We start from the raw sequence: 25,214 nt of genomic DNA, 5'->3' as shown, positions 1-25,214 counted from the left end.
ATTCGGCGAGCCGGGCGCCGGGGACCCGGGTGGGCGCGGCCCCTCAACCGCACCCACCCCAACCCTCCGTGGTGTTCAGCTCCTGCGCACCGGCACCGGCACGAGTTCCCGGGTCTGGAGATCGGGTTCTCGTGCGGCGGGCGTCAGCGGGTGCCGCCACCAGCGGACGGATCGAGGCGTCGGGGACCCGGCCGGAGCCGGGCTGCGCCGCCACGAAGGCCGAAGACCGTGCGTCGAGTTCATGGCGGGTACTCCGTTCGTCTCGTTTCCGCCTCCAGCCTGCACCCCGGACACCTGCACGGGCAGTGCCCAGTGACCTGTCGACGAGGGTCCGCTCCGCCCGAGGCAACGGGGTCTTTCGGCCCTGTCCCCGAGGGCGGCCGACGGTGACTCTGGAGTTGTGCCCGCCGACGGAGAACCCGGGCGGCCACCGCTGAGGAGAAGGGACACGGAGGTCGTCTGACCCCGACACCCACCATCGTGACGATGGGAGATCCCGGCGGGAGGCCCGTCCCGATCCCGCCGGCGGGCACTCACACACGCCCTCCGCGTCACCATCCAGACCGCACTCGGCGACCGCGGCGCGGCGCGGCCATCCTTACCCCTCGTCCATCGGATGAGGGGTAAGGGCGTCGTGGACACCATAGGCCGTCCGCACAACGGTCCCAGGCCACGACCCGGTCCGGCGGGGCCGTTCGGCACTTCGGGTTCGTCGCGCCCCCATGACTCCCCCCCCGCCTGCCTGAATGTGCCTGCACGTCCCATCGGCGCAGCCGGGTGATTCTGCCGTACGGCCCGGGTCGCCACAGGTCGATGGTCCCGTGTGGACGGGCTGTCTGGCCCTGAGTGCCAGGGTGCCGAACCGGTCTACTGAATGTCGACATAAACGTCCGCAGCTAGACAAGAAGGCCAAACGGACAACGATCCACAGGCGCCGCCCGACGGAAGGAACACCATGCCCACCACGAAGTCCTCGATCGCACACCGGATCACCGCACTGACCGCCCTGCTGCTCGTCGGCGTCACCGCCACCGCGGTCGCCGCAGGACCGGCCTCGGCGTCCTCCAGCCGGCCGTCGAACCACCGCGCGTACCGGATCAGCGTCGTGCAGACCGGGGGCATCGCCGGGGTGAACGAGACCTACAGCGTGGACAGGTCCACCCCGAACAGCGCACCGATCCTGGCCCGGGCATCCAGCCCGGAGTACCTGGCACTAAACGCCTCCTACGCGCCGGCCAACCCGTGCTGCGACCGGTTCACCTACCAGGTGACCGTCAACTACACCGGCAACCCGTCCAAGACCGTGACAATGACCGAGGGTTCGAACTGCCCCGACATCATGTACGAGATCATCGAAGGCGTGGAGTACCTCAACGGCTGATGCCCTTCGGCACGGCGGTCCGGCCACGCGTCACCGCGTGGCCGGGCCGCCGTGCCGTCGGGAACAGCTCAGACACGACGGGGTTCGCCACTGACCTGAGCCATGAACCTCCGGTCAGCAACCCGCGGGGCAGCGGACTCATGATCACGTGTCGATCGGAAACGATGCTCACCCCTGCTGCGGATCGGCCAACAGCCGGCGGTGCAGTTCGGCCGTCAGGACGTGGATCTGCCGGGTGAGTTCGGTGTTGGTCTGGAGTTCGAGTTCCTGGGCGACGAAGTCGTGGTCGGCCTTCACCTGCTGGAAATGGGCCTGGCGGTTCTGGCCGATCATGACGAACGTGGACAGGAAGATCGCCTCCAGGGAGACGATAAGCGTCAGCGTGGGCCACGGGCTGGATTCTCCGAAGATCATCCAGATGGCGAAGGCAGCAGCGTGGATGTACACGAAGGTCATCGAGCCGGCGAACGCGGTGATCGCGTCGGCGACCCGCAGTTGCAGGCTGGCACCGCGGTTCTCCCAGTGCGCGACGACACTCGGATGGTGCTGGGCGGAGGGGTCGAACTTGGCCACGGATGCGCCTTTCGCGGATCGGACACGGTCACCACCGAATATGCCCGAACCGGCGACCGTGCCTCAGGGTGTTCGGCGTTCTCGCCCGTTACGGAGTCGAGCATCCGCGGCCCGCAAGCGACAGGAACAGCGGGTCTATCCGCTGCCTTCTGTCACCGGTCACCGCCGCGGTAGGACGTCCGGCTGACGTTACCCCGCCACGACGCCTGGGCGGTGGCCAGCGCTCCGGCGATGCGCACCACGGTCGCGGAGTGGGGGTGTCAACCCCTGGTCTGGTTTCTCGCCGGTCGGCGCCGCACAATGGCGACCGGGCAGAGCGCGTGATGTACCAGGGTGTAGCCGACAGACCCCAGGACCATCCCGGCCAGCTCGCCGCGCCCGCGCGACCCGACCACGAGGAGGCCGGCGTGTTCGGACACCGCGACGAGTTCCGCTCCCGCGTCCTCAGCCAGGATCGGCGAGGCGAGCACCTCCACGTCCGGGTACTTCTCGGCCCAGCCGGCCACCGACTCAGCGATCACACGCTCGGCGTCCTCGTGCGCCTGGGCGTAGCTGTAGGAGATCGGCGCGTCGGCCGTCATCGCGGTGACCGGCAGGTGTGACCACACGTGGGCGGCGGTGAGCGGGACCCGGCGCCGCGCAGCCTCGATGAAGGCGAACTCCACGGCTGGGCCGCACTCCGGACTGGCGTCCACCCCGACGACGACGTGCCCGCCCTCCGGACGTACCGCCGGATGCGCGGGTCGGACCACGATCACCGGGCAGGAGGCGTGCGCGGCGAGCTGGGCGCTCACCGAACCGGCGAGCAGGCCCGTGAAGCCGCCCCTCCCCCGGCAGCCCACCACGACGAGGTCGGCGGTGTGGGACTCGTCGACCAGGATGGCCGCTCCGCCGCCCTGCACGACGTTCTCCACGACCGTCAGCCCGGGATTTTCCAGGCGGATCCGTTCGGCCGTGTCGTGGACCATCTTCCGGGCCGGTTCGTCGGCGCCGGGGATCACCGGCGGCGAGTAGGGGATGTAGAGCAGCGGAGACACGTACGCGCACACGAGGTGCAGGGGCACGCCGCGCGCCCGGGCCTCCTCGGCCGCGAGGTCGAGCGCGGCGAAGCTGTCGGGCGAGCCGTCGATACCGGCGACGACGCGCCGGGAGGTGTCCGTCATGACTGGTCTCCGAAGCTAGTGGGAAGTGGCGGTGGTCGCGCGCCGGATGCCAGGGACGGTCCGGGCGAGGATGTCCACCACGTGCCGTTTGGCGTCGTCGAGGAACGTGCCGTCGACCGTGACCGCCCCGTCGGTGACGGTCGCCGTCGGGTGCCGTCGCCGTACTCGTCGAGGCGGTGCCGCATCCGCACGGTGCGCACAGGTCGGGTCATCACGTCACGTACGCGCATGGCGGCCTCCTTCGTCGGCTTCCCCTTCCGACGCTAGAACCGGATACGACCACGCCGACAGGGCCACAAGGCCCGGGCCTGCGGGTCCAACGGACGGTGGAAACGGAGTGCGGCTCCTGTGCGTCAGATCCAGCCCCGCCGGGCGGCGTTGGCCCCGGCCTGGAACCGGCTGGTGGCGCGCAGCCGCTCCATCAGTTCGGCCATCGCCCGCTTGACCGTCCGCGCCGACACCCCCAGCTTGCGGGCGGCGCTCTCGTCGGTGTGGCCGGCGTCGGCGAGTTCCAGCAGGGTGCGTTCCTGTGGAGTCAGGCCCTGTTCGTCGGTGGTGACCGCGGTCGCGAAGGGCGTGCCGGTGCTCCACAGATGGTCGAACAGGGCGCATGAGGCCGCCAGGATCCCGGGGCTGGTCACCTCCAGGGCGCCGATCGTCGGGTCCACGGGGTCGATGGGGAGCACCGCGATCCGGCGGTCGATGATGATCAGGGGCATCGGCACCGTGGGTACGGTGCGCATCTGGCCGCCCAGGTTGGTCAGCCAGCGCGCGTAGGCCAGGGTGGCGAGGTCGTTGCGGAAGCTGTCCCGGCAGACCGTCTGGATCCGGACCCCGCGTTCGAGGGCCTGTTGGTTGAGGGGCGCCGAGGCGCTCCGGGCGTCGGGACGGTGCGCGCCGCCGGGATTGAGCGACAGGCACTCCTCCCGGGCGAGGACGGACAGTTCCTCCAGCCTGGCCCGGACGGCGACCAGCCCTTCTAGCCGGATCGCGCTGTCGGAACTCTGGGCGCGGTGCGCCTCGTGCTCGGTGGCGATCGCGGCGATCGCCGCCCGGGTGGCCTCGATCTGGCGCTGCTTGTCGGCCACCTCGCTCTCGGCCGCTGCCAGCAGGGCTGTCAGACCGATCTCCGGGCTGACCGGGCGCTGGGTGCCGTCGAGCTGCGGTCGCAGGAGTTCCAGGTCGGCGAGTTCGTTGAGTGCCGCGCGGACCTGGGCCTCGGTCAGCTCGGCGACCTCGGCGAGGACCGCCACTCCGCGGCCTGGGTGCGACAGCATGGCCTGGTACACCCGCGCCGTCGGGTCAGAGAGCCCCAGTATCTCCAACATGATCAGCCACCCCCAGACCGCATTGTGGACCACCCGCCTTACGTTTGCCTTACGCCGCCTGACGGCCCGTGTCCCCTTTGGGACCAGGCCCTTTGGGGACAGCCCGCGGCCCTGCCGGTGCGCCCGGACCCGGCGCAGACTCGGAGGCACCGGAAGCGTTCCGGAAAGCCAGGTACCTCGTTCACGGGTGGAGACTGTCCATGATCAAAATCCTGCTCCTGTTCGTAGCCCTCATCCTCCTCGTCGGGACCGTCGCGGTCGCCACCGCACCGACCGGCACGCACGGAACCCTCGTCGCCGACGGCTTCGGCTGGGGCGTCACCGACCCGAACCAGAAGGGCTGAACCCCACCATGGACACCGCCTTGCACCTGATCACGTTGGCTCTGGCCGGCCCCACGGACGCCCAGCCCGACCCGACCGCCGTGACCGAGCAGCTCTGGGCGCGGTGCCGGCCGGAGGACCGTATCGAGCACTTCCGGGTCCGGATCGACCCCGGCCACATCGACGTGGCCGTCTTCGTGCTCGCCGAGAGCCGGTCCGCCGGCCTCGACACCGCGCGGGCCCTGTGCGCCCGCGCTCTCGAACACAGCCCGGAGCTGTCGCGTTGGCTGCTGGCCGGCTGATCCCTTTGGCGCGAGAGAGGCAACGAACATGCAGACGCTCGCCGAGTTCCGTCCCGTCCACCACGATCCGGTCTGGCTCGCGCACGCGCGCGCCAGGGCCGACTCGCTGACCCGGCAACAGGCCGTCATCTTCGACTGCATCGGCCGCGGCCTGAGTAACGCCCACATCGCCCGCGAGATCGGGCTCGCCGACCGCACGGTGAAACAGCACGTCTCCGCGGTGATGATCCGCCTGGGAGTCGAGTCGAGACTGCAGGTGGGAATAGTCGCATTCAGTGTTCTGCACTGCCAGTGCGGTACGCACCATTGTTCTACGCCCTAAGGTCCGTCTATTCGCCACACACGAATACTGCGATTGTTCTGGGGGGCGGAAAACCCGCCCCCCAATTCAAAAGGAGTCATCGTGTACAAGCGAATTCTCGCCATCACGGCGGCAGCGGCGGTAGCGGGGCTGATGGCCTCGGGTCCGGCCAGCGCCGCCGGCCCCACCGCCCTCGGCGACCGGGCATTGGCCCAGGCCAAGGCCTCGGCCGACCGGCCCGGCACCGACGGCTACGAGGCCCACAAGGTCGTCACCGCCCCCGACGCGGTGTCGCCCGAGAAGCAGGCCTGGATGAACTCCCACATCCACGCCTCGACGATCGGCGGTCCGGGCTACCACCTGCTCACCGAAAGCCAGCAGCGGCAGTGGTACAACAACTACTGCGGCCCGGCGTCCCTGGTGGAGACGCTCGCCGAGCATGGCATCTACAAGGACCAGGGTTGGGCGGCCGGCGTCCTGCACACCGGCGCTCCGGGCGGCAGCGGCACCAATGGCGGCGAAATGGGGCCGGCGCTCAACGCCTACTCCGGCGGATTCAAGTACGACGAGGTTCAGGTCAGCTCGCCCTACTCGAACTATGTCGCGAGTTACCAGTCGCGGCTGCAGAGTGACATCAACGCCGGGTACGGACTCGTCGCCGTGGCCTACGAGGTCGCCGGTGGACCGCACCTCGTCGGGCACCCGTCGAACAGCAATGTGTTCCACTTCATCGCCATTGACGGCTACCTCGACTACGGTGCCACGACGCACTACGCCGACTCTTTCACCGACTACGGCTGGAGCGTTCCGAAGTACTCGACCATCAGCTCGGACACCATGGTGAGGATCATCAGTGGACGTCCGTACTACTGGTAGGTGGCTCCTTGCGATGACGGTGTGTGGTGTGCTGGCGAGTACCCTCGGGTGCTCGCCGGCGCCCCGGCCCGCCCCGCAAGCCGCCGCCCAGAACCCAGTCGCCTTCCCCGCCCCGCAGGGCCCGGCCAAGGCCACCGCCACGAACTTCTGCGCCGTGAAGTCCCCCGAGTCCTGGACCCGGGCCACCGCTTCCGGCACCATCGGGCACGCCCCGGGCGAGAACCTCTTCCCGGTCGCCGTCGCCCCCGACGGATCGTCCCTGTTCGCCGAGGCCGGCCACGGGGCGGCCCACATGAACGAGCTCATCTGGCTCCGCGAGCATGGCACGCGGCGGCAGACGGTGTTCACCCTGCAGGCCCCGTACCTCGGATTCGGCCAGATGGACTTCGACGGCCGGTGGCTGGTCTTCGCGGCGAACAAGTCGCAGGACGTGGTCGGGGCCTGGGACCTGTTCGCCTGGGACTCCGCCGCCGGTGGCGCCCCGCACATGATCGCCCACGACGACGCCACCGCCCCGGGTGCGCCGCTCCTGTGGCCGGCCGTCCGCAACGGCACGGCGACCTGGATCCAGGCGACCCCGGACGCGAGCCGCCAGGTGCACCTGTACACCCTGGCCGGCGACGTCGACCGGATCGTGCACACCGGCCACCTCGCCAGCCCCATCCTCGTCGGCGACCTGGCCGTGTGGCCCGAGTCCACCAGCGCCGACGCGCCCGGCCAGCTCACCGCCGTCTCGGTGTCCACCGGGGCCCCGGCCGCGCTGCCGGCCACGCTCGCCGCGATCCGCAAGCCGGCGTCGATCGCCAGCGACGGCACGACCTGGGTGTGGAGCTCGGCCGACTCCCGGACCCTGTCGGCGTGGCGCGCCGGCTGGGCGGCACCGGTCACCGTCCGGACCGTCGACGGCGACGACGCCATCGACGGGATCCACGTGGCCGGGGACCTGGTCACCTGGACCGGTTCGACCGCCACCTACGCCGCGGACCTGCGCAGCCGGTCGTTCACCCAGATGTCCGTCCAGTACGGCGCCGCGCTCGGCAACGGCCGCGCGATCACGGTGTCCTACCCCGACGGCGAGATCAAGGCCGACAGCATGACGTACGTGACCTACGTGCTCGCCGGGGCCGACCTGCCCGCCCTGCCCACCTGCTGAACCCGTCTCCGCTCCCCTTTCCAGGACGAAGGTTTTCATCATGTCCAAAATCGCCAAGATCGCTACGGTCGCAGCCCTCGCCGTGCCGATTCTCATCGGTGCCGCCGGCACCGCCAACGCCTCCACCCCGTCCGGTTGTTCCAGCGTCACGCAGATCGGCGGCACCTCCTACCTCACCGTCGGCGGGGAGACGATGGCGTCGGTGAAGCAGTACAAGGGCTGCGGGAAGAACTACGCCTACCTGTACGTGTGGGCCGGCTACCGCAGCCACCACAGCAGCTGGGACGCGTGCGCGTCCATCGTCACCGACGGCGGACACACCATCCAGGACGTCAACTGCGGCGGCCCCAACCCCGTGGAGGTCTGGTCCTTCGGGGCCAGCACCCTGTCGCAGTGCACCCAGGCCCTGGGCTGGAACGGCTCCGGCGGGGACTTCGGCTCGCCCGTCGCCGGCGACGTCACCGTCACGACCGACGTCCGCTGCTGAGCATGGCACCCGGGCGGCCACGGCGATCACCGTGGCCGCCGGGACCCGGTACGACCTTCGACGAAATCCCACTTCGCATGTCATCAGATGGAGTAGTCATGCAGCGTTCACTTCCCCGGGTCGCGGTCAGACTGGCCGCACTGGCCCTGGCCGCCACCCCGATCATCGCCGCGGCCACCCCGGCCCACGCCTCGGAGATCGGTTCGTGCTCCGACGCCTACCAGGTGGGCTCCACCACGGTGGTGCCCGACGAGCGCGGGCAGTCGGCCATGTCCATCAAGCAGTACTGGTCGCCGAGCTGCCGCCAGAACTTCGCGTACGCCTTCGTCTGGCAGTCCTTCCGCAACAGCCACTCCGGTACCTGGACCGTCTCGGTGGGCGAGGGCTGGGTCCATTCGCCCGGCGTGGAGACGAGCGAGGGTACCCGGATCTACAACGACACCCGGCAGGCCGAGTTCTGGTCGTACGGCTTCGCGGGCAGCGGCAAGTGCACCTACGCCGATGCGGCCCTCTTCTGGGGCAACTACGTCAGCGACAGCCGCACCGACCAGCGGTGCGGCTGATGACACCCGCCATCAGCGTCCGGCGCGCTGTGACCGGACTACTCGCGGCCGTCGCCGTCGCCGGCGGCCTGGCGATGGGCGCCACCCCGGCCCACGCGACCACCCCGCGGTCGGCCGTCACCGTACTGCCGGTGGTGGACATGGAAGCCACCGTTCTCGCCGCCCAGATCGACCCCCGACGCCCCGACAGCACGCTGACCCCCGGGGCCAAGGACTCGGTCCTCGCCGTCGAGCGGGCACTGCAGGCCCGCAATCTCCTCGACGCACGCTGGGTCGACGGGTACTTCGGCACATCCACCATCACCGCCTACGCCGCCTTCCAGCGCTCCCTTGGGTACTCCGGACTGGCCGCCAACGGGCTCCCCGGCCCCTCCTCGCTCACGGCACTCGGGCAGGGCCGGTTCACGCTCACCCGCCTGATCGGTCCCGGCGCCCACCTGCAACGCGACGGGTACACCATCGACGCCCGCACCCAGGCGATGCTCACCGAGTCCGAGCGTCTCCTCGGCTTCCACCTCACCCTGTCCCAGGGGTCCTACAACCCCGGCGGCGACCCCACGTCCGCCGGCACCCACGACGGCGGCGGCGTGGTGGACATCAACGTCGACGGCATGTCCGCCGACACCCGCACCGCCGTCACCCGGGCACTGCGCCAGGTCGGATTCGCCGCCTGGGTCCGCAACCCGAGCCAGGGCGACTGGCCGTGGCACATCCACGCCGCGGCCATCAGCGACACGGACCTGTCCACCCAGGCCCAGAACCAGACCGGTGACTACTACCTCGGCCTCAACGGCCTGGCCAACCACGCCGCCGACGACGGCCCCCGCATCCCCATCCAGACCTGGGAGGAATACCAGCGCTCCCACTGACCACAACATCCAGAACCGACACGAAATGAGGAAACCATGAAGAGCGTGCGCTCCATGCTCACCGTCGCCGCGGCCGCCCTGGCCCTGGCCGTCCCACTCCTGGCCACCACCGCCGGCCCCGCCCTCGCCGCCTCCCGCGACGGAGTCTGCGACAGCGGAGAGTTCTGCTACTACTACAACAGCAACCAGGCCGGCTCGGTCTCGGACTTCACCGGCTCCGTCAGCGATCTCGGGTCCAGCCAGCCGTCCTGCTACGAGTTCAAGAGCGCCGGCTCCGGCCAGGGCGTCTGCGTCAAGAACAACGCGGCGTCGGTGTGGAACCGCACCGGACAGACCGTCCGCGTCTACTACAACAGTGGCTTCGGCGGCGCCAGTCAGGACTTCGCGCCGGGCCAGATGGCCAACCTCAACGCCACGCTGAAGAACAACGAGGCCTCCCACCAGTTCCTCGGCGGGGGTGGCGGGAACCAGGCCCCGACTGACGACTTCGACCACGGCACCCGCGGCTTCGCGGCCAACAACTGCACCGCCTTCGCCGCGTACCGCATCGCCAGCCGCCTCGGGGTGCCCAGCTTCAGTAACTCCTACGGCGGAGTCACCTGGGGCAACGCCGGCACCTGGGACGACGCCGCCGTCCGGGTCGGCGTCCGGGTCGACACCACCCCGACCGTGGGCGCCATCGCGGTCAACGACGTCCACAACCTCGGCCACGTGGCCTACGTGAACGCCGTCTACTCCGACGGTTCGTTCGATGTCGAGGAGTACAACTGGAACACCCCGCTGGGATACGGCACCCGCTCGCACCTGCACGTGAGCAACGCCGGGTACGACTTCCAGCACATGCTCCACTTCTGACCGACCGCAACATCGGGACATCCGCAGCGCGCCCCGGCCGACACCCGGGGCGCGCCAACCGTTCACCCACTTCGGCGAGGACGGTCACACGATCTCAGGCGCCGTCATCGCACCGGCTCGAAGCTGTGCACCAGTTCGATCGTGCCGATGATGTGCGCGTTGAACTCCGGCAGATCCTCCGCCGGCACCCACAGTTCACGGATGTCGCGGCCCCCGGCCAGCTGAACCGGATAGCGCGCCAGAAATGCCGAGTCCACGAAGAATCTGGTCACGTACCCCGAGCCCGAGTGCGGCACATTCCACTCCCTGGCGATACGCACCGCGTAGTCCTCGGTCAGCACCGGGTAGAAGATCGGCTGGTCCGGCAGCCGGGGCGGCCAGGCCCGCCACCCGGACTCGCGCACCAGGGCCAGCTCCTCAGGCCCGGTGGGGCGCCACAAGGTGGTCACCGACAGACGCCCAGACACCCTGACCTCCATTTCCGTCGCGAACGAGGCCACGATCGTCCCAGACCATCCGACGGCTCGCATCCGCAATCCGCACGTCAGCCGCCGCCGCGACCGCGGGCAGCCGGTCTGTCATCCGTCCGTCAGACGTGACTGGCGGCGCTTGCCGCGCTCGCCGGCCCGGCTAGGCCGAGGTCATCAACGCGGTGAAGCGCGGGTCGTTCCGTACGGTGGCGCAAGGCCGCGCCGCGGTCCAGCACGGAGGGCCCGAGGAACGCTGCCGGATCCAGCAGGCGACGCAGCCAGGCGCCGGTCATCCGGTGGTCGTAGAACCCGCCGGGCAGTTCGTCGCCGCCGACCTGCCAGGCGCTGTCACCCATCATGAGCAGGGCGGTGTGGGTCCAGCGGGTCAGCTTGAGCGGTTCGAGGTAGTGGTCGACCTCCGCCTGCGCGTGCGGGAACCGGGCCCGGGCGACGTCGCCGAGGGTCGGTGCGGCGCCGGCCCGGATCAGTACCCCACCGCCCCGCAGGTCGCGGACCTCGATGGTGGGATCCGCGAAGGTCGGCGCGCCCCCGCGTTCCGCCAGCACCGTCGCGAACGTCGGACCGAGGACGGTCAGCCAGCCCGCGCCGAGCACCCACCGCCGCGCCGACACCAGCCATCCGTCGAGGTGGCCCACGTCCAGGCCGAGGAAGCGCCGGCACCACCGGAAGATCTCCCGGTACGCGGACCGTTGCGCCGAGGAGGACGCGTACGCGCTGAACCCGCCGTGGCCGGAGCGCACCGGCAACAGCTCGGCCAGCTCGGCCGCCAGTGCCACGAGCCGCCGCGGATCAGCGTCGACCGGCAGCATGACCTCGCAGAACGCGGCCCGCGGTTCCCCGTCGTCGTTGTCGGGGACGCCGCACAGATTCAGCACGTGGTCGCCGATCGCCAGGCGGATCCCGTACATGCCGGAGCCGTCGGCGCGGACCGCGTCGGCCCACTCCTCCGAGTCGGGGTCGGCCGCGCGGTTCTGCTTCACGTAGAACCTGGCCGGCAGACCCCAGATCAGGTCGCCGTCGACCGGGAAGTGCCGCCGGAAGGCGCGGAACGCGCCGACCAGCTCCTCGCGGGACGGATACGCACCGAGGTACAGCACGAGATTGAGCCGCACGTACGCCAGCTCGGTGCCGTCGCCGTCGCGGTGGACCAGCTCCGCCGGCGTGACCGGCGCGGGCCGCTCGCCACCCGGCGAGGCGGGCACCGGTGGACCGGCCGGCCGCCCCTCGGACGGCGCGTCTGCGAGCTCCGCGCGCAACTCGGCCAGCAGCGTGCTCTCCGCCTCGGCCCGCCACCCGGGGTCGGTCTGCTCGGCGGCGGAGCGCTGCTCCCGTTCGGTGGCCCGGAGCACGTCGCGGACCATCTCCAGTACGTCCGCCAGGTACCCGTTCAGGTCGGGGTAGCGGCAGTCCTCCTCGTACAGGAAGTCGACGACCTCGCCGGAGCCGACCAGCAGGAGCGTCTGCGCGGTGTTGTCGCACTTGCCGATGACGACCGCGTCGGTCAACTCCGCGGGCATCTCCCCGTCGTCGTCGAGGTCCTCGAGCATCCCCTTGGCCCACTCGCCCACCTCGCCGCACAGCTCGTCGACGCTGAACAGGCGCATCCCCCACGGGCAGTCCGACCATCCGTCGTGCTGGCGGAGGAAGTCGAGGTAGGCCGGGGACAGCTTGTCCCCGAAGCGCCGCACGGCACGCGCGACGGCCTCCTCGCCGGCGGGGCCGCCCGGCGGGTCCAGCTCGTCGTCGGCCTCCAGCGCGGCGGTCCGCCGTGCCACGTCGATGATCTCGGCGATGGCGGCATGCATGGCGGGCACGATAACGGTCCCTCGCAACCCCTCGCCTCCGCCCGGCGCTGGCCGACGACGACGCTCAGGCGTTTCGCGCGGCCGGCGCGGTCCTGTCCCATACGACAGGACCGCGCCGTCCGCGTACCTACTCGTAGCTGATCGCGGTCAGTACGTCCGTGCGGGCCGCCCTGATGGCCGGCAGGGCGGCGGCGAGGACGCCGACGACGACGGCCAGGCTCAGGTACACGAACATCTGGGTCCACGGCAGGACCAGGACCGCCAGCCCATCGTCCTTGAGCGCCCGGACGATCGCCGCCCCGAGGCCGACGCCGACGCCGATGCCCAGCAGGGCGCCGAACACCGAGATCACCACCGACTCGACCGTGACCATCCCGATGATCTGGCGACGGCTCATGCCGACGGCGCGCAGCAGGCCGAGTTCGCGGGTGCGTTCGATCATCGACAGCGCCAGGGTGTTGATCACGCCCAGCACCGCGATGATGATCGCCAACGCGAGCAGGATCTGGATCATCGCGAGCAGGATGTCCACGAACGATGTCTGCTGCCGCTCGTAGGAGCTGCGGTCGACGACGGTGACCTCGGGGCTGTCGGCCAGGTACGTGTCGATCTGGTCCTTGACCCGCGACACCGGCGCCCCGTCGCCGAGCCTGATGTAGGCCCGGACCGGGGTGGGGGTGAGGAAGTTCCTCGCCGCCGCCTGCGGGAGGATGAACCCGTCCATGACCCCGGTCTTCCGGTACACCCCGACGAGGGTGTAGGTGACCGCCTCCCCACGCGAGCACCGGATCCGGACCGTGTCCCCCACGGCGAGGCCGTAGTGGCGCGCGGTCTCCTCGTCGAGGATCGCCTGGGTACCGGACACCACGTCCACGGAACCGGACGTGGCCCGCAGTCCGAGGATGTCGGCCAGTGCCCGCACGTCACTGGTGGCGTACGCGTAACCACCGTCCCTGTCGTTGATCTTCGCGCCATCGATGTAGATGCCGGCGACGGCGCGTACCCCCGAGATGTCCTTGATCTTGTCCAGCACGGACGGGTCGAAGGTCGGCGGCGCGGTGCCGAGTTGTTCGCCGGAGATGACCAACTCGGCCCGCAGGCCGTCGTCGATCGTCCTGGTGATGCTGGCCCGCATGGACGTGGCCACGACGCTGACCCCGATCACCAGCGCGATGCCGATCATCAGCGCGGCGGCCGTGATGGCGGTCCGGCGCGGGTTGCGGGCCGAGTTGCGCCGGCCGAGCTCACCCGGCGTCGACCACGACAGGATCCGGCCCAGCAGCGACACGACCGGCCGGCTGATCGACGGGGTGAGCAGCGCGATCCCGACGAAGGAGAACAGGACGCCACCGAGCACCATGGCCAGGGTGTTGTCACCGGCGTCGCCGGCGAGCGCCACCCACAGGCCGGCCACGCCGAGCGTCGTGACCACGCCGCCCACGATCGTGAGCGTCCGCAGGGACCTGGTGGTGTTCGCCGCGTCCCGCATCGCGGCGATCGGGGGGATCCGGGCGGCCCGCAGCGCCGGGAACAGCGCCGCCAGGACCGTGACGAGGATGCCGATCGAGAACGCGGCGATCACCGCCGCCGCCGGAACTACGAGGCCGCTGGTCGGGATGACGCTGCCGATGGCCCCGACGAGCCCGGCGCCCACGCCGATCCCGGCCCCGAGACCGAGGACCGAGGCGATCAACCCGATGAGGACGGCCTCCATGATCACCGAACCGATGACCTGGCCGCCACTCGCGCCCAGAGCCCGCATCAGGGCGAGCTCCCTGGTCCGCTGCGCGACGATGATCGAGAACGTGTTGATGATCAGAAATACGCCGACGAGCAGCGCCACGGCCGCGAAGCCGATCAGGACGTTGCGGAGGAAGTCGAACACGCCCTTGACCGCGTCGGCCTGCGCCCTGCTGATCTCCTCGCTGGTCCGGACGACGAACGTGTCGCCGAGCGCCGAGCGCACCGAGTCGCGCAGCTTCCCGTCCGAGGTGCCGGGTGCGGCCGTGACGTCGATCGAGGTGAACAGACCGGTGTCGCCGAGCATCAGCCGCTGGGCCACCGGGGTCGTGAACGCGATCGTGAACTCACCGGCGATCGAGCTGCGGTCTCCGGAGTAGCCGAAGATCCCGACGATGGTGAACTGCTTCTTCGGCTCCAGGGTCAGCACCCCGACCTGGTCGCCGATCTGGTACCCGGAAGCCTCGGCCAGCGCCCGGTTGATCACGATCTCGGTGTCCGAGGACGGGGCCCTGCCCGACCGCAGCTTCACGATGTCGTTCTCGCCGGTCCAGTTGGTCCCGAAGGCCTGTCCTCCGCCGGTGACGACCTTGCCGTTCCTGCCGATGAGGCGCGCGCCGTTGGCGAACACGGTGCCGGTGGCCCTGCGGACTCCCGGCACGGTGGACACCTTGTCCAGCACCGCCGCGGGGATCGGCGCCGTCGGGCCGTTGGCGATGGTGGACCTGCCCGTGACGGAGACGTCGAGTCCCTCGTAGACGGAGGCGTACAGGCTGTCGAAGGACTTGTTGAGCGTCGAGCCCAGCACGAAGGAGCCGGAGACGAACATGACGCCGAGGACGACGGCGAGTGCTGACAGGACGAGTCGGAGTTTGCGGGACAGGAGGCTTTTCAGGGTTGCTTTGAGCATCAGACGTCACCGCTGTGGGCGTGGGGGTCCAGGCTCTTGAGTTTGTCGTGGACCTGGTCGACGGTGGGTTCGAGGAGTTCGTCGACGATCTGGCCGTCGGCGAGGAAGATGACCCGGTCGGCGTAGGAGGCGGCGGTGGGGTCGTGGGTGACCATGACGATGGTCTGGCCGAAGTCGCGCACGGAGTTGCGCAGGAAGTTGAGGACCTCAGCACCCGAGCGTGAGTCGAGGTTACCGGTCGGCTCGTCGGCGAAGATCACATCGGGGCGGGAGACGAGGGCGCGGGCGCACGCCACGCGCTGCTGCTGACCGCCCGACAGTTCGGTGGGCTTGTGCTTGAGGCGGTCCTCGAGCCCGACGGTCTTGATGACCGTGTCGTACCAGACCTGATCGGGTTTACGGCCGGCGATCGACAACGGCAGCAGAATGTTCTCCTCCGCCGTCAGGGTGGGCAGCAGGTTGAACTGCTGGAAGATGAAACCGATCTTGTCCCGGCGCAACTTCGTCAACCCACTGTCCGACAGCTTGTTGACCTGGGTGTCACCCACGAACAGATCACCACGGGTCACCGTGTCCAAACCCGCCAGACAGTGCATCAACGTCGACTTACCCGACCCCGACGGACCCATGATCGCCGTGAACTGCCCCTGCGCCAGCTCCACGTTGATGCCCCGCAACGCGATCACCTGCGCCTCGCCCTGCCCGTACACCTTCCACACATCGGACGCACGCGCCGCGACCGACCTAACCACTGAAGTCATCGCTGACTCTCCTCCCTCCGTACGCACCGGCCGCTGCGGCCGGGTGCGAGAGCTGCGAACGGCGCCGCGGCCCTCCGGCGAGGGACGCATCCCCGAGGGCGGACAGCACCCCGGCCGGAATCGGCCGGTCGTGTGTCCACGTCTCCCGTTCTCGCGGATGATCGCCCCGGTTCGCTCGTCGAAGAACCCCCGTTTGCTGCGATCAACGTTCGCAGTAGCGAGGTTACGTCAGATCGCGCACCGTCCGCAAAGGAGTTATCGCTCGCCGTCGACGTCTGCGGCGAGTCAGGTCCGTGGATCGCGCCCCACGAACGCCCGTCGGGATGCTCGCCGGCTGCGGCGAACGGTGTCGCGCCGCCGTTCCAGGACTGCCGCTGACCAGGCGGGCGGTGACCGCGAGGCCGATGACCGCGACCCTAGCCCTCCGCGCGGAGCAACCCCGTCAACATGCGGGTGATCACCCGGTCGAAGAGCGGCTCGGCCGGCGCGACCGGTCCGGACGCCGCAGCGACGACCACCGCCGCGAGGTGCGGATGCCGCCCCTCGGCGGCGACCGCGCCCACATAGGCCGCCCGGGCGTGCTGGACCTCCGGCGACTGCTGGTCGCCCAACTCCGCGCGGGTCAACATGAGCACCAACCCGCCGAGCAGCCCGACCGTCTCCAACTGGGTGACGGCGTCCACCTTCAGGGTCGACATCGCGGCCAGGGCGTGTTCGAGATAGTCCATGGCGTGCGGACCCACCGCCATCCGGCTCGCGGCCAGCTCGATCATCCACGGGTGGCGCAGGTACCCGGCGCGGCTCTCGTGCGCGAGCACCAGCAGGTCGGCGAGCCAGTCGCCGGAACCGAGCCGCGAGTAGTCCAGCTCGCCGTGCACCTCGTTGACCATGAGTTCGAGCAGCTCGTCGCGGGAGACGACGTACCGGTACAGCGAGGCCGGGCCGGAGCCGAGCGCGCCGGCGACAGCCCGCATGGTGACAGCGGGCAGACCGCGCGCGTCGGCGATGCCGATGCCGATCCCGGCGATCTCCTCGCGGCTGTGTTCCGGCACCGGCCCGCGTACCGCACGCTCGGGCCGCAGCCAGATGCTGTCGGGCACGTCGCTGTCCTCCTTCGCGAACACTGTGTAGGCGGTATCTTGACATCCTCGCCCGCTGGTGGGGGGCGGTTCTGCCGGGCGTTTAGGCCCGGTCTGGTGGTTGGCGCGGCACCGGTGTGTGGTGGCTGATGCGCCCGATCCCGGCCTGTCCGGCGGTTAGGTGTGCTCGGTCTCGGATGTTGCGGGCGGCATTCACGTCGGCGTTGCAGGTGTGTCCGCAGGCCACGCACCGGAACACCGCTTGGCTTTCGCGGTTGTCGCGATCAGTGTGCTTGCAGGTCGAGCACTGCTGTGACGTGTACGCCGGGTTGACTTTGATGACGGTCATGCCGGTCTTGCGGGCCTGGTTGTTCAGGGCGAGTTCCAGACCGTGCCAGCCCTTGTCGAGGATGGCCCGGTTCAGGCCCGCTTTCTGCCGTACCCGCCGGCCCGGGGCGTCGATGGTGCCGGCCGCTGAGGCGGTCATGTTGATGATGCGCAGGTCTTCGATCACGACCTGGCCGTACGTATCGGCGAGCCGGTGGGCGACCTGGTGGGCGAAATCAGTTCGCCTGTCACGGACCTTCGCCCACAGCTTGTTCATCTGGGCGCGCACGGACCTGGCCCGCCCCGACGTTTCGCCTTGCTCTCACGCCGGTGGTGTTCCTGCCGCCCCGCCCGCCGCGCGAGGGCCGTCATGCGCCGTGCCTCGCCCGGGGTGAGGCTGGCCCGGTCATGCAGGTCACCATCGGACGTGGCGACCGCCACGATCACCCCTCGGTCCAGGCCGACCACCCGACCCGAGTGAGGGTGGGTGGGGGTGTCTGGCTGGCCGGTGGCGACGCCGAAGGCCACATGCCAGTCCCGGCCGTCGGACGACAACACCAGGTTGCGGACCGTCCCGCCGAGCGGGCGGGTCCAGCGGAACTTCACCGCCCCCAGCTTGGGCACGGTGACCTGTCCCCAACGACGGTTGAGCCGCCGCACGGTCACGGCCTGCCCCGGCAAAGGCACCGCCAGGCGCGAACCTCGCCGCTTGCGGACAGGAGCCCCGGCGGGATGGGCCGGATTCCACCAGTTGCGATAGGACTGGTCCAGGTGCCGCAACACCTGCTGCCCGGCCTGGGCGGGCAGGTCAGCGACCCAGTCCAACTCCCGACGCGCCGCCGTCAGTTCCGCGCACTGGCGGGTCGTGCCGAACGACACCCGACGCTGCGCCCACGCGAACCGGCGCTGCTCCAGAGCCACGTTGTACAGCCACCGACAGGTGTGCCCCCACGACGTCAGACGAGCGGCCTGCTCATCGGTGGGATACGCCCGATACCTCCGGCCGCTGTCAGCCTTCACGGACATGATCATACGACCATCCCGAACGACGGCAGTACCTCTGGCGCGACACCCGCCTCTGGACCATTCCGCGACACGCTGGGCGAAAGACGTCCCTAGCCGGGCTCCGACCCGGTGGCCGCAGCCCGGGCCGCCCGCTCGACCTCGGCGCGACGGGCCTCCCAGTGCGCCTCGTCGTCGTTCGCCGCCCGGTGCGCCGCCGTCCCGGTCGAGCCGTCGAGCTGTTCACGGAGGATGTCGGCGTGACCGGCGTGCCGACTGGTCTCGGCCAGGACGTGGACCAGGATGTTGAACAGTTTCACGTCCGGGCGGGGCCACCACGGCACGAAGCCCGGAGCGTCGATCGTCAACGCGTCGATGGTCGCGTCGGAGTGCTCCCACACCCGACGGTAGCGGTCGACGATCTCCTCGCGCGTCTCCCATTCGGTCGCCCACATGTCGACGCCGCGCGCGGCGGGATCGTCCCACCGGGGCAGCGGCGCGGGGAACGGCCGGCCGAAGACCTCGCCGAAATACCGGGACTCGGTCAGCGACAGGTGTTTGACCAGGCCGAGCAGGTTCGTGCCCGTCCGGGTCAATGGCCGGCGGACGTCGTACTCGCCGAGCCCGTCGAGCTTCCACACCAGCGCCTCGCGTATCCCCCGCAGGTCGCCGTGCAGATACTCCTTCGCGAAGGCATCCATCATGGGGTCCGAGCCTGCCACCGTGGACGGCTGCGCTCAACCCCGTCACCGGCCGGTCGACGGCCTCCAGCCGGCCGGCGGGTCCTCACCCGTCCTGCCGTCCACCGCCTCGCGGATCAGGTCCGCGTGCCCAGTGTGCCGGCCATACTCCTCGATCAGGTCGCACACCAGTCGACGCAGGCTGGCCCTGCCCCCGCCGGCATGCACGAGCTGGTCGAGCCCGCCGTCGGCCAGGGCCGCGCCGAGCCGGGCGCGGGACCGCTCGACGGCGTCGTCCCACAGCCCGTACAGCACCGCCGGCTCGTCCTCGGCCGCCGAGGTGAACTCCCAGTCGTCGGACCCGTCCCAGCCGAACGCGTCCCACGGTGCGCCGATCGGCGCACCGCTCAACTTGACGGTGAAGAGGTAGTCCTCCTGCGCGGCGAGGTGCTTGAGCAGCCCGCCGAGCGTCAGGGTGGAGACGCCGAGACTGGTGCGCAGGCCGGTCGCGTCAAGGTCGTCGGTCTTCCACCGGAATGTCGCGCGCAACCGGTCGAGCGCGCCGGTCAGGTGTTCGGTCTCGGTGCCGGCGAGCGGCGGCTCCCACGGGCGGTCGTCCTCGGTCATGGCCCCACCGTAACCGGCACCACCGACATTTTCCGGCCGGCGCCGAGGGCCGTGGTCGGGCGGGACAGCCGCGAGGCGAGGAGGAGCATCCACCCGCTCCACCCGATGTACCCGGCGAAGTTCACCAGGTGGGCGGCGGGGAAGATCCCGGCGGCGATCGCCAGGGCCGACGCCGCGCCGAGCGCGCGGAACCACCGGCCCTCACCCGGCCACGCCGCAGGGTCCCTGGCGGTGGCCGGGACCGCCGGCTACTGCGGGGCCAGGGCGGCCAGCAGGTCGGCCCCGGTCAGGACGGTGACCCGGGCCGGGTCGAGATCCCCCGGGTACACCGCGTAGCACTCGGCTCCCGCCGCCAGCCCAACATCGCCGCGCACCAGGGCCGCGAAGCCCGCCTCCGCCGGATCCCCCGGCTCGTCGGCGGGGCCGAGCAGCCGGACCCGGTCGAGGAACACCACCACCGGCTCGGCCGCGCCCCGGACATACCCGGTCCGCCGGTCGTCGGGGTGGCGGACCACGATCCGGTCCGCGCGGGCGGCGGCGTGCAGGCAGGCCAGCTCCCACATGCTGACCCGGCGGCCGGCGGCGAAGTACCGGTCCACGGCGGCGGTCAGCAGGCCCAGGCTGCGGGAGTAGCCGGCGATCGAGTGGCCGGAGCCGCGCGCGCCGAGGGTGGCGTCGACCCAGCGGATCGTCTCGGCGCCCAGGTCCAGGATCAGCGGGGTGGCGACCTTCGCGTTGCCGGTCAGGTCGAAGCGGTGCTCCACGGCGCGCGGGTCGAACGTGGCGGAGTCGGGCTCGGCCATCAGCCCGGCGAACGCGTCGGTCATCGCCTCGAACGGCACGTCGTTGTAGCTGAACACGATCATCGTGACGTACCGGACGCCGCGCTTGCGGAGCATGGGCAGGTCCAGGTCGACGAACTCGCTCGCGCCCAGCGGGGCCGGCGCCGAGGTGAGGTCGCCGGAGTGCACCGCCGCCCGGCCGCCGAGCCGCAGCCGGGTGTAGTCGCACCAACCCTGGAACCCACCGTCGGCGTCGTACATCGCCACCGACAGGTCCAGGTCGACGCGGGTGCCGGCGGGCTCGGTCCAGTGCAGGAACAGGCGCAGCGTCCGGGCGTCGGGGAGCGGCTGGCTGCTGCCGCGCGGCAGCGCGACCAGGCTCGCGGCGGCGGTACGCTCCGCGAACGGCGCCGGCAGGTCGGCCAGCCCGGCGTCCAGGACGGCCACGGGCACCCGGGACAGCCGGGCCGCGCGGTCCAGCAGCTCGGCGACGACGACCTGTTCGAGGTCGCCGCCGAGGTCGGCGGGCAGCCGGGGCCGGTGGTCGGGCTCCGTCCACAGTCGCGCGGTGCCGCCCTTCGGGAAATACAGTCGGGTGCCGGCCGGCCACGTCGCCGCCCGCAGCGCCCCGAGCGCGGCGACGAGCACCCCGGGCGAGACGGCCGGGGCGGTGTCGATCGCGGCCTCGACCAGGTCGTTCGGCGCGTCGCCGCGGGCGGCCAGGGCGACCAGCCGGCGGAACAGCTCACCGGGACGGCCGCGCACGGCGGCCAGCGCCTCGGCCGACCGGCCGGCGCGCAGCGCGTCCTCGACCAGCCTGGCGGGGCGGCGGGTGCGCAGCCGGCCGTCGGTGATCTGGAACGTGTCGGGGTAACGGCCGGCCGTGGCCGCCAGCTCCGGGGTGACCTCGGAGCCGCGGAGCGCGGCGAACGCGACGGCCGCCACCGGGTACCGCCGGAGGTGTTCGAACGGGTGCAGGTTCTCGGCGATCCGCAGCCAGCCGCCCCGGTGCCGGTGCAGGTCCTCGACCAGGGCCGAGACCGGCAGCGCGTCGAGCCGGGCGAGGACGGCCCGCCGGAGCGCGCGGGGCACGGACCGGCGGCGCGGCGGCGGGGTGGTCAGGCCGGGGTCGCCGCCGTGCCACACCCACAGCAGGCGCAGCAGGTCGGTGGCCGTGTCGGTGTGCCGCCGCACCAGCTCCGCGAAACCCGGCTCGGCGGTCAGCCGGGCCAGGACGAGCGCCCGGGTCTCCCGGACCGGAATCGACGCGGGCAGCCACTCGGTCAGACCGGGCCCGATCCGGTCGAGCAGCACCTGGAGGTCGGCGCGTTCGGCGCCCGACAGCGGGGTGCGCCGGGCCAGCAGGGTCGCGACGGCCTGGTACACGGTGCGGTCCAGCCCCTCGCAGCGGTACAGCACCCGGGCCCGGCGCGGCAGCGGGCCGACCGCACGCGGCCCGACCGGCTCGGGCAGCACCCCGCACGGGTCGATCCGGCCGTGGCAGATGGGGCAGCCCGCGTAGACGTCCAGGTCGAAGCAGCGGCCGCAGACCAGGTGCGCGCACGGCGCGACCGGGGACACCACGTCGGTCGTGCCGCACAGCACGCACGGCTGGGCCGGCTCCTGGGCCAACAGGGCGAACACCCGGTCGACGTACAGGCCGAAGGTGTGCTCCGGGATCTCCTTCGGGAAGGACCGGAACAGCGGCACGTGCGGCACGTGCCCGCCGACGATGGTGTCCAGTTCGGACAGCAGGGCAAGGCCCAGGCCGGCGAGCCGGTCGGCGGGCAGCGAGGCGAGGTGGGTCCGCAGATCGGCGCTGAGCAGGAAGCCCCGGGCGAGCACGTCGGCCTCGAGCGCCACCAGGCCGTCGGACACGCTGACCTGCTGCTTCTTCGGCTTGACCTTCGCGACCCCCGGCAACAGGCCGGGCGCGAGGAGCCCGAACCGGCGCAGCAGCACCCCGGCGAGCGGATCGGTGCCCTGTCGCGTGCCCAGCATGATCGCCCCCGTACCGGAAAAAAGAAGGTGGGGCGGAGATCGGGTGCACTAGATCTTTACCAAAAAGGAGAGAAGGAAGCACACCCAGGAGCCGCCCCGGGCTGGGAGTCTACGCGGATCGGAGCGCGGCGCGCATCCCAGTTGGGGACCTTCGACGTCACGGACGCAGCAGGACCGCGAGCACCTCGTCGATGTAGCTTTCGACGTCGGCCGCGTCGCCGGGGAACGTGCGCGGCAGCCGGGTCGACAGCTCCGCGTGGCCGACGTAGGTGGCGTAGGCGAGCAGCCCCCGCTGGTGCGCCCGGGCGGGGGTGAAGCCGAGTTCGGCGAACAGGTGCACCAGGTACCCCAGCCGGCGGGCGGCCACCCGGGCCAGGACGGGTGCGACCTGCGGGTCGGTGGCCGCCGCCAGGACGTTGACCTCCACCCTGTGGTATTCCGCGACCGGGGTCGCGCTGCGGAACAGGGCGCGGAGCCGGGCCGCCGGGTCGGGTTCGGCGCGAAGACCCTCGATCACGGATTCGGTGTACCGGTGCTCCCAGCGGGCCAGCGCCGCCGCGACCAACGCCGGGCGGTTGGGGAAATGCCAGTAGAAGCTGCCCTTGGTGGCCCGCAGCCGGTGCGCGAGTGGCTCGACGGCCACGGCGGCCAGACCGTGCTCGGCCAGGACTGCGAGCGCCGCGTCCGCCCAGTCGTCGGCGGTGAGTCTCCTGCGCTCTTGAACCATGACCATACGGTAGCGTACGGTCTGGCCATACGCCGCCGTATGGAGGATCGCATGCGCAATATCCAGAGCCGGACGATCAAGGCCCCGCCCACCACTGTCGCCGACCTCCTCGCCGGACTGGGCGGGCCGGACGACCAGCTGTGGCCGTCGAGCTGGCCGCCGCAGCGGTTCGACCGGCCGCCCGGGGTCGGCGCCCGTGGCGGTCACTCCTCGATCCGCTACACGGTCACCGAATGGGAGCCGGGGCGGCGCGCCCGGTACACCTTCGACCACGGCCTGGGCATCGACGGCTGGCACGAGTTCCGGCTCACCGCCGACGGGCCGGACACCTGCACCCTGACACACGAGATCCGGGCCCGTACCAGGGGAAAGGTGATCCTCAGTTGGCCCTTCGCCGTGCGGTGGCTGCATGAGGCACTGGTCGCGGACCTGTTCGACAACGCCCAGCGACACTGCGAGGGCGTCGCGGTTCGCCCGGCCCGGTGGTCGCCGTGGGTCCGGCTGATCCGCGCCGCACGGCGGCGCTCACAGCCGGTCGCCTGACCACGTACCGGGCGCCCGCCAGATCGCGGATTCCCCACCGCGCCCGGTCCCGCTGACGTCTACTGGAGGAATGGCGGAGGTCACGACGGAACTCCTCCGGTCCATGATCGCGGACGGTCGGCACAGTGACGCCGTGGCCAAGGCCGACGAGCTGGCCGACGGGCCGCCGTACGTGGCCGCGTACGCCACGTTGCAGAAGATCGCCGCCCTGTTCAACCTCGGCCGGTTGACCGAGATCCCGGCCGCGCTGGACGCCGCGTACGCCGCGGTGCGCGGCCACGATCCGGCGTTCCTGGCCGAGTTCCACGCGCTGGCCGCCGGCCGGGCGTTCCTGGAGGGTTCGCTGGACCGGTGCGCCACCCACATCGTGCTCGGCGACCGGGCGCTGCGCGACGGGGCGGCCGACAGCATGGAGGCGGTCGACGCCTACGGCGACCTGGGCTACATGAACTCGCTCATGGGCTTCTACGAGCACGCCGTCGCCCTGCTGCACGAGTCGCTGGTGATCGCCGAGCGGATCGGACGGTTCACCCCCTACTTCCGGCGGCAGGACATCGAGCTGCGCCAGGCGCTGTACCTCGACCACTGCGGCCAGAGCGACCAGGCCACCGCGATCATGACCTCGATCGTCGACGAGGCCGACGAGCTGATCGCCACCCACGGACCCGAGGCGCTGCGGCCGATTCTGCGCACCGCGGTGTGGTACGCCAGGGTCAGGCTCGCCGCCACCGACCCGGACCCCGTCCGGCGACCGCCGCCCCCGCCGCCGACCATGGTCGAGGCGGACGCCCCGGAGAACGAGGCCATGGTCGCGCTCGGCGAGGTGTGCCGGGCGATCACGCTCGGCGAGCCGGACCGGGCCCTCGACCTGCTCGACCGGCTCGACGTGCAGGTGGAACTCGTCGGAGTGGGTGAACCGGAGCGGCTGCGGTCCCTGGCGCTCGCGGCGGCGGGGCGCTACCAGGAGGCGTACCTGGCGGTGCAGGCCTCGTTCGCGGCCACCTCGGTCACGTTCGACCGGGCCCGAAAGCTGTTCCTGGACTCGGTCGCGGTGCGCCTCGACCACGAGGAACTGCACCGCACCGCCGCGCGGTACGCCGACGAGGCGCACACCGACACCCTGACCGGGCTGCCCAACCGCCGGCACTTCCAGCGGTACGCCGCGACCGAACCGATCCGCCGGCACACCATGATCGGGGTGATCGACCTCGACCGTCTGCACTCCCTCAACGCCGAGCACGGTCACCTCGTGGGCGACGAGGTGCTCCAACGCGTGGCCGCCGTCATGAGCCGCTCGGTCCGCCGAGACGACCTGCTCGCCCGGGTCGGCGGCGACGAGTTCGTCCTGGTGATGCCGGGCGCGGTCCTCGCCGAGGCGGAGCGGCTGAGCCGGCGGGTGCGCGCCGACATCGCCGCGGAGGACTGGTCGGCCCTGGTCGGCACGGCGACCGTGTCGGTCAGCGTCGGCTGGGCCGAGCTGGAGCCGGGTGACAGCCTGATCGAGGCGTTCGCCGAGGCGGACCGGCGGATGCTGGCCTCGAAGGCCAGCTCCCGCTGAATCCGGT

At 71.1% G+C, this 25,214-nt stretch carries 24 protein-coding genes and 1 pseudogene; 12 read left to right on the top strand and 13 right to left on the bottom strand.

Annotation, left to right across the window (positions count from 1 at the left end; all coding sequences use genetic code 11):
* Positions 1–955 precede the first annotated feature (955 nt).
* Complete coding sequence (locus IW245_RS02300; protein WP_197001537.1) at positions 956–1,381, top strand: hypothetical protein; 426 nt, start codon at positions 956–958, stop codon at positions 1,379–1,381.
* Positions 1,382–1,549: 168 nt separating this feature from the next.
* Here IW245_RS02300 and IW245_RS40205 read toward each other — a convergent pair whose 3' ends face one another.
* From IW245_RS40205 to IW245_RS02285, 3 genes are all read right to left on the bottom strand, one after another.
* Positions 1,550–1,954: a DUF1003 domain-containing protein gene (locus tag IW245_RS40205; RefSeq protein WP_197001536.1), complete on the bottom strand. Its 405-nt coding sequence runs from the start codon at positions 1,952–1,954 to the stop codon at positions 1,550–1,552.
* A 260-nt stretch (positions 1,955–2,214) separates the two neighbouring features.
* Positions 2,215–3,117: a universal stress protein gene (locus IW245_RS02290; RefSeq protein ID WP_197001535.1), complete on the bottom strand. Its 903-nt coding sequence runs from the start codon at positions 3,115–3,117 to the stop codon at positions 2,215–2,217.
* Between the two features lie 353 nt (positions 3,118–3,470).
* On the bottom strand, positions 3,471–4,445 hold the full coding sequence (locus IW245_RS02285) for a helix-turn-helix transcriptional regulator (RefSeq protein ID WP_197001534.1): 975 nt from the start codon (positions 4,443–4,445) through the stop codon (positions 3,471–3,473).
* Between the two features lie 200 nt (positions 4,446–4,645).
* On the opposite strand from IW245_RS02285, the gene IW245_RS02280 reads away from it, so the two are divergent.
* From IW245_RS02280 to IW245_RS02240, 9 genes are all read left to right on the top strand, one after another.
* On the top strand, positions 4,646–4,789 hold the full coding sequence (locus tag IW245_RS02280; RefSeq protein WP_197001533.1) for a hypothetical protein: 144 nt from the start codon (positions 4,646–4,648) through the stop codon (positions 4,787–4,789).
* Between the two features lie 8 nt (positions 4,790–4,797).
* On the top strand, positions 4,798–5,070 hold the full coding sequence (locus IW245_RS02275) for a hypothetical protein (RefSeq protein ID WP_197001532.1): 273 nt from the start codon (positions 4,798–4,800) through the stop codon (positions 5,068–5,070).
* A 28-nt stretch (positions 5,071–5,098) separates the two neighbouring features.
* Positions 5,099–5,392: a helix-turn-helix domain-containing protein gene (locus IW245_RS02270; protein ID WP_197001531.1), complete on the top strand. Its 294-nt coding sequence runs from the start codon at positions 5,099–5,101 to the stop codon at positions 5,390–5,392.
* An 81-nt stretch (positions 5,393–5,473) separates the two neighbouring features.
* Positions 5,474–6,247 carry a C39 family peptidase gene (locus tag IW245_RS02265; RefSeq protein ID WP_197001530.1) on the top strand — a complete coding sequence of 258 codons (774 nt, stop codon included), beginning with the start codon at positions 5,474–5,476 and terminating at the stop codon, positions 6,245–6,247.
* Between the two features lie 28 nt (positions 6,248–6,275).
* The gene (locus IW245_RS02260) at positions 6,276–7,400 is read left to right on the top strand and encodes a hypothetical protein (protein WP_197001529.1); all 1,125 of its coding nucleotides are present in this window, start codon (positions 6,276–6,278) and stop codon (positions 7,398–7,400) included.
* 40 nt (positions 7,401–7,440) lie between these two features.
* On the top strand, positions 7,441–7,887 hold the full coding sequence (locus tag IW245_RS02255) for a hypothetical protein (protein ID WP_197001528.1): 447 nt from the start codon (positions 7,441–7,443) through the stop codon (positions 7,885–7,887).
* A gap of 98 nt (positions 7,888–7,985) precedes the next feature.
* Positions 7,986–8,450 carry a hypothetical protein gene (locus IW245_RS02250; protein ID WP_197001527.1) on the top strand — a complete coding sequence of 155 codons (465 nt, stop codon included), beginning with the start codon at positions 7,986–7,988 and terminating at the stop codon, positions 8,448–8,450.
* Positions 8,450–9,319 carry a peptidoglycan-binding domain-containing protein gene (locus IW245_RS02245; protein WP_197001526.1) on the top strand — a complete coding sequence of 290 codons (870 nt, stop codon included), beginning with the start codon at positions 8,450–8,452 and terminating at the stop codon, positions 9,317–9,319. The genes IW245_RS02250 and IW245_RS02245 overlap by 1 nt, the downstream gene beginning before the upstream one ends.
* A 36-nt stretch (positions 9,320–9,355) precedes the next feature.
* Entirely contained in the window at positions 9,356–10,174 is an 819-nt protein-coding gene (locus tag IW245_RS02240; RefSeq protein ID WP_197001525.1) for a CHAP domain-containing protein, read from the top strand.
* Between the two features lie 104 nt (positions 10,175–10,278).
* On the opposite strand, the gene IW245_RS02235 is transcribed toward IW245_RS02240, so the two are convergent.
* From IW245_RS02235 to IW245_RS02185, 10 genes and pseudogenes are all read right to left on the bottom strand, one after another.
* Positions 10,279–10,641 (bottom strand): ADP-ribosylation/crystallin J1, encoded by a 363-nt coding sequence (locus tag IW245_RS02235; RefSeq protein ID WP_233473191.1) that lies wholly within the window; start codon positions 10,639–10,641, stop codon positions 10,279–10,281.
* Between the two features lie 122 nt (positions 10,642–10,763).
* On the bottom strand, positions 10,764–12,470 hold the full coding sequence (locus IW245_RS02230) for a type VI immunity family protein (RefSeq protein WP_197001524.1): 1,707 nt from the start codon (positions 12,468–12,470) through the stop codon (positions 10,764–10,766).
* Positions 12,471–12,597: 127 nt separating this feature from the next.
* The gene (locus IW245_RS02225; protein ID WP_197001523.1) at positions 12,598–15,120 is read right to left on the bottom strand and encodes an ABC transporter permease; all 2,523 of its coding nucleotides are present in this window, start codon (positions 15,118–15,120) and stop codon (positions 12,598–12,600) included.
* Positions 15,120–15,881: an ABC transporter ATP-binding protein gene (locus tag IW245_RS02220; RefSeq protein WP_197001522.1), complete on the bottom strand. Its 762-nt coding sequence runs from the start codon at positions 15,879–15,881 to the stop codon at positions 15,120–15,122. The genes IW245_RS02225 and IW245_RS02220 overlap by 1 nt, the downstream gene beginning before the upstream one ends.
* A 416-nt stretch (positions 15,882–16,297) precedes the next feature.
* Positions 16,298–17,005, bottom strand: a complete 708-nt coding sequence (locus IW245_RS02215; protein ID WP_197001521.1) for a TetR/AcrR family transcriptional regulator — start codon at positions 17,003–17,005, stop codon at positions 16,298–16,300.
* Between the two features lie 58 nt (positions 17,006–17,063).
* A pseudogene (locus IW245_RS40200) lies at positions 17,064–18,277 on the bottom strand (RNA-guided endonuclease InsQ/TnpB family protein); the annotation flags it as partial.
* A gap of 125 nt (positions 18,278–18,402) precedes the next feature.
* Entirely contained in the window at positions 18,403–18,993 is a 591-nt protein-coding gene (locus IW245_RS02200; RefSeq protein WP_197001518.1) for a DinB family protein, read from the bottom strand.
* A 42-nt stretch (positions 18,994–19,035) separates the two neighbouring features.
* Complete coding sequence (locus IW245_RS02195) at positions 19,036–19,596, bottom strand: mycothiol transferase (protein ID WP_197001517.1); 561 nt, start codon at positions 19,594–19,596, stop codon at positions 19,036–19,038.
* A 248-nt stretch (positions 19,597–19,844) separates the two neighbouring features.
* Positions 19,845–22,379, bottom strand: coding sequence for an MXAN_6230/SCO0854 family RING domain-containing protein (locus IW245_RS02190; RefSeq protein WP_197001516.1), 2,535 nt, complete (start codon positions 22,377–22,379; stop codon positions 19,845–19,847).
* Positions 22,380–22,536: 157 nt separating this feature from the next.
* Positions 22,537–23,106, bottom strand: a complete 570-nt coding sequence (locus IW245_RS02185) for a TetR/AcrR family transcriptional regulator (RefSeq protein ID WP_197001515.1) — start codon at positions 23,104–23,106, stop codon at positions 22,537–22,539.
* A 51-nt stretch (positions 23,107–23,157) separates the two neighbouring features.
* Between IW245_RS02185 and IW245_RS02180 the strand changes: the two genes are divergently transcribed.
* Complete coding sequence (locus IW245_RS02180; protein ID WP_197001514.1) at positions 23,158–23,649, top strand: SRPBCC family protein; 492 nt, start codon at positions 23,158–23,160, stop codon at positions 23,647–23,649.
* Between the two features lie 70 nt (positions 23,650–23,719).
* On the top strand, positions 23,720–25,207 hold the full coding sequence (locus tag IW245_RS02175; RefSeq protein ID WP_197001513.1) for a GGDEF domain-containing protein: 1,488 nt from the start codon (positions 23,720–23,722) through the stop codon (positions 25,205–25,207).
* The last annotated feature ends 7 nt before the right edge of the window (positions 25,208–25,214 follow it).

This window comes from Longispora fulva (assembly GCF_015751905.1).
Lineage (GTDB): Bacteria > Actinomycetota > Actinomycetes > Mycobacteriales > Micromonosporaceae > Longispora > Longispora fulva.
Note: the sequence above shows the minus strand (reverse complement) of the source record. Positions and strands in the feature narration are given on the sequence as shown.

What these genes read in the sequence shown, in the direction of transcription:
- IW245_RS02175 (WP_197001513.1), top strand. Translation starts at nt 23,720, where the DNA reads ATGGCGGAGGTCACGACGGAACTCCTCCGGTCCATGATCGCGGACGGT.
- IW245_RS02290 (WP_197001535.1), bottom strand. Translation starts at nt 3,117, where the DNA reads ATGACGGACACCTCCCGGCGCGTCGTCGCCGGTATCGACGGCTCGCCC.
- IW245_RS02275 (WP_197001532.1), top strand. Translation starts at nt 4,798, where the DNA reads ATGGACACCGCCTTGCACCTGATCACGTTGGCTCTGGCCGGCCCCACG.
- IW245_RS02220 (WP_197001522.1), bottom strand. Translation starts at nt 15,881, where the DNA reads ATGACTTCAGTGGTTAGGTCGGTCGCGGCGCGTGCGTCCGATGTGTGG.
- IW245_RS02200 (WP_197001518.1), bottom strand. Translation starts at nt 18,993, where the DNA reads ATGATGGATGCCTTCGCGAAGGAGTATCTGCACGGCGACCTGCGGGGG.
- IW245_RS02245 (WP_197001526.1), top strand. Translation starts at nt 8,450, where the DNA reads ATGACACCCGCCATCAGCGTCCGGCGCGCTGTGACCGGACTACTCGCG.
- IW245_RS02180 (WP_197001514.1), top strand. Translation starts at nt 23,158, where the DNA reads ATGCGCAATATCCAGAGCCGGACGATCAAGGCCCCGCCCACCACTGTC.
- IW245_RS02240 (WP_197001525.1), top strand. Translation starts at nt 9,356, where the DNA reads ATGAAGAGCGTGCGCTCCATGCTCACCGTCGCCGCGGCCGCCCTGGCC.
- IW245_RS02230 (WP_197001524.1), bottom strand. Translation starts at nt 12,470, where the DNA reads ATGCATGCCGCCATCGCCGAGATCATCGACGTGGCACGGCGGACCGCC.
- IW245_RS02225 (WP_197001523.1), bottom strand. Translation starts at nt 15,120, where the DNA reads ATGCTCAAAGCAACCCTGAAAAGCCTCCTGTCCCGCAAACTCCGACTC.
- IW245_RS02285 (WP_197001534.1), bottom strand. Translation starts at nt 4,445, where the DNA reads ATGTTGGAGATACTGGGGCTCTCTGACCCGACGGCGCGGGTGTACCAG.
- IW245_RS02195 (WP_197001517.1), bottom strand. Translation starts at nt 19,596, where the DNA reads ATGACCGAGGACGACCGCCCGTGGGAGCCGCCGCTCGCCGGCACCGAG.
- IW245_RS02255 (WP_197001528.1), top strand. Translation starts at nt 7,441, where the DNA reads ATGTCCAAAATCGCCAAGATCGCTACGGTCGCAGCCCTCGCCGTGCCG.
- IW245_RS02190 (WP_197001516.1), bottom strand. Translation starts at nt 22,379, where the DNA reads ATGCTGGGCACGCGACAGGGCACCGATCCGCTCGCCGGGGTGCTGCTG.
- IW245_RS02185 (WP_197001515.1), bottom strand. Translation starts at nt 23,106, where the DNA reads ATGGTTCAAGAGCGCAGGAGACTCACCGCCGACGACTGGGCGGACGCG.
- IW245_RS02270 (WP_197001531.1), top strand. Translation starts at nt 5,099, where the DNA reads ATGCAGACGCTCGCCGAGTTCCGTCCCGTCCACCACGATCCGGTCTGG.
- IW245_RS02300 (WP_197001537.1), top strand. Translation starts at nt 956, where the DNA reads ATGCCCACCACGAAGTCCTCGATCGCACACCGGATCACCGCACTGACC.
- IW245_RS02250 (WP_197001527.1), top strand. Translation starts at nt 7,986, where the DNA reads ATGCAGCGTTCACTTCCCCGGGTCGCGGTCAGACTGGCCGCACTGGCC.
- IW245_RS02280 (WP_197001533.1), top strand. Translation starts at nt 4,646, where the DNA reads ATGATCAAAATCCTGCTCCTGTTCGTAGCCCTCATCCTCCTCGTCGGG.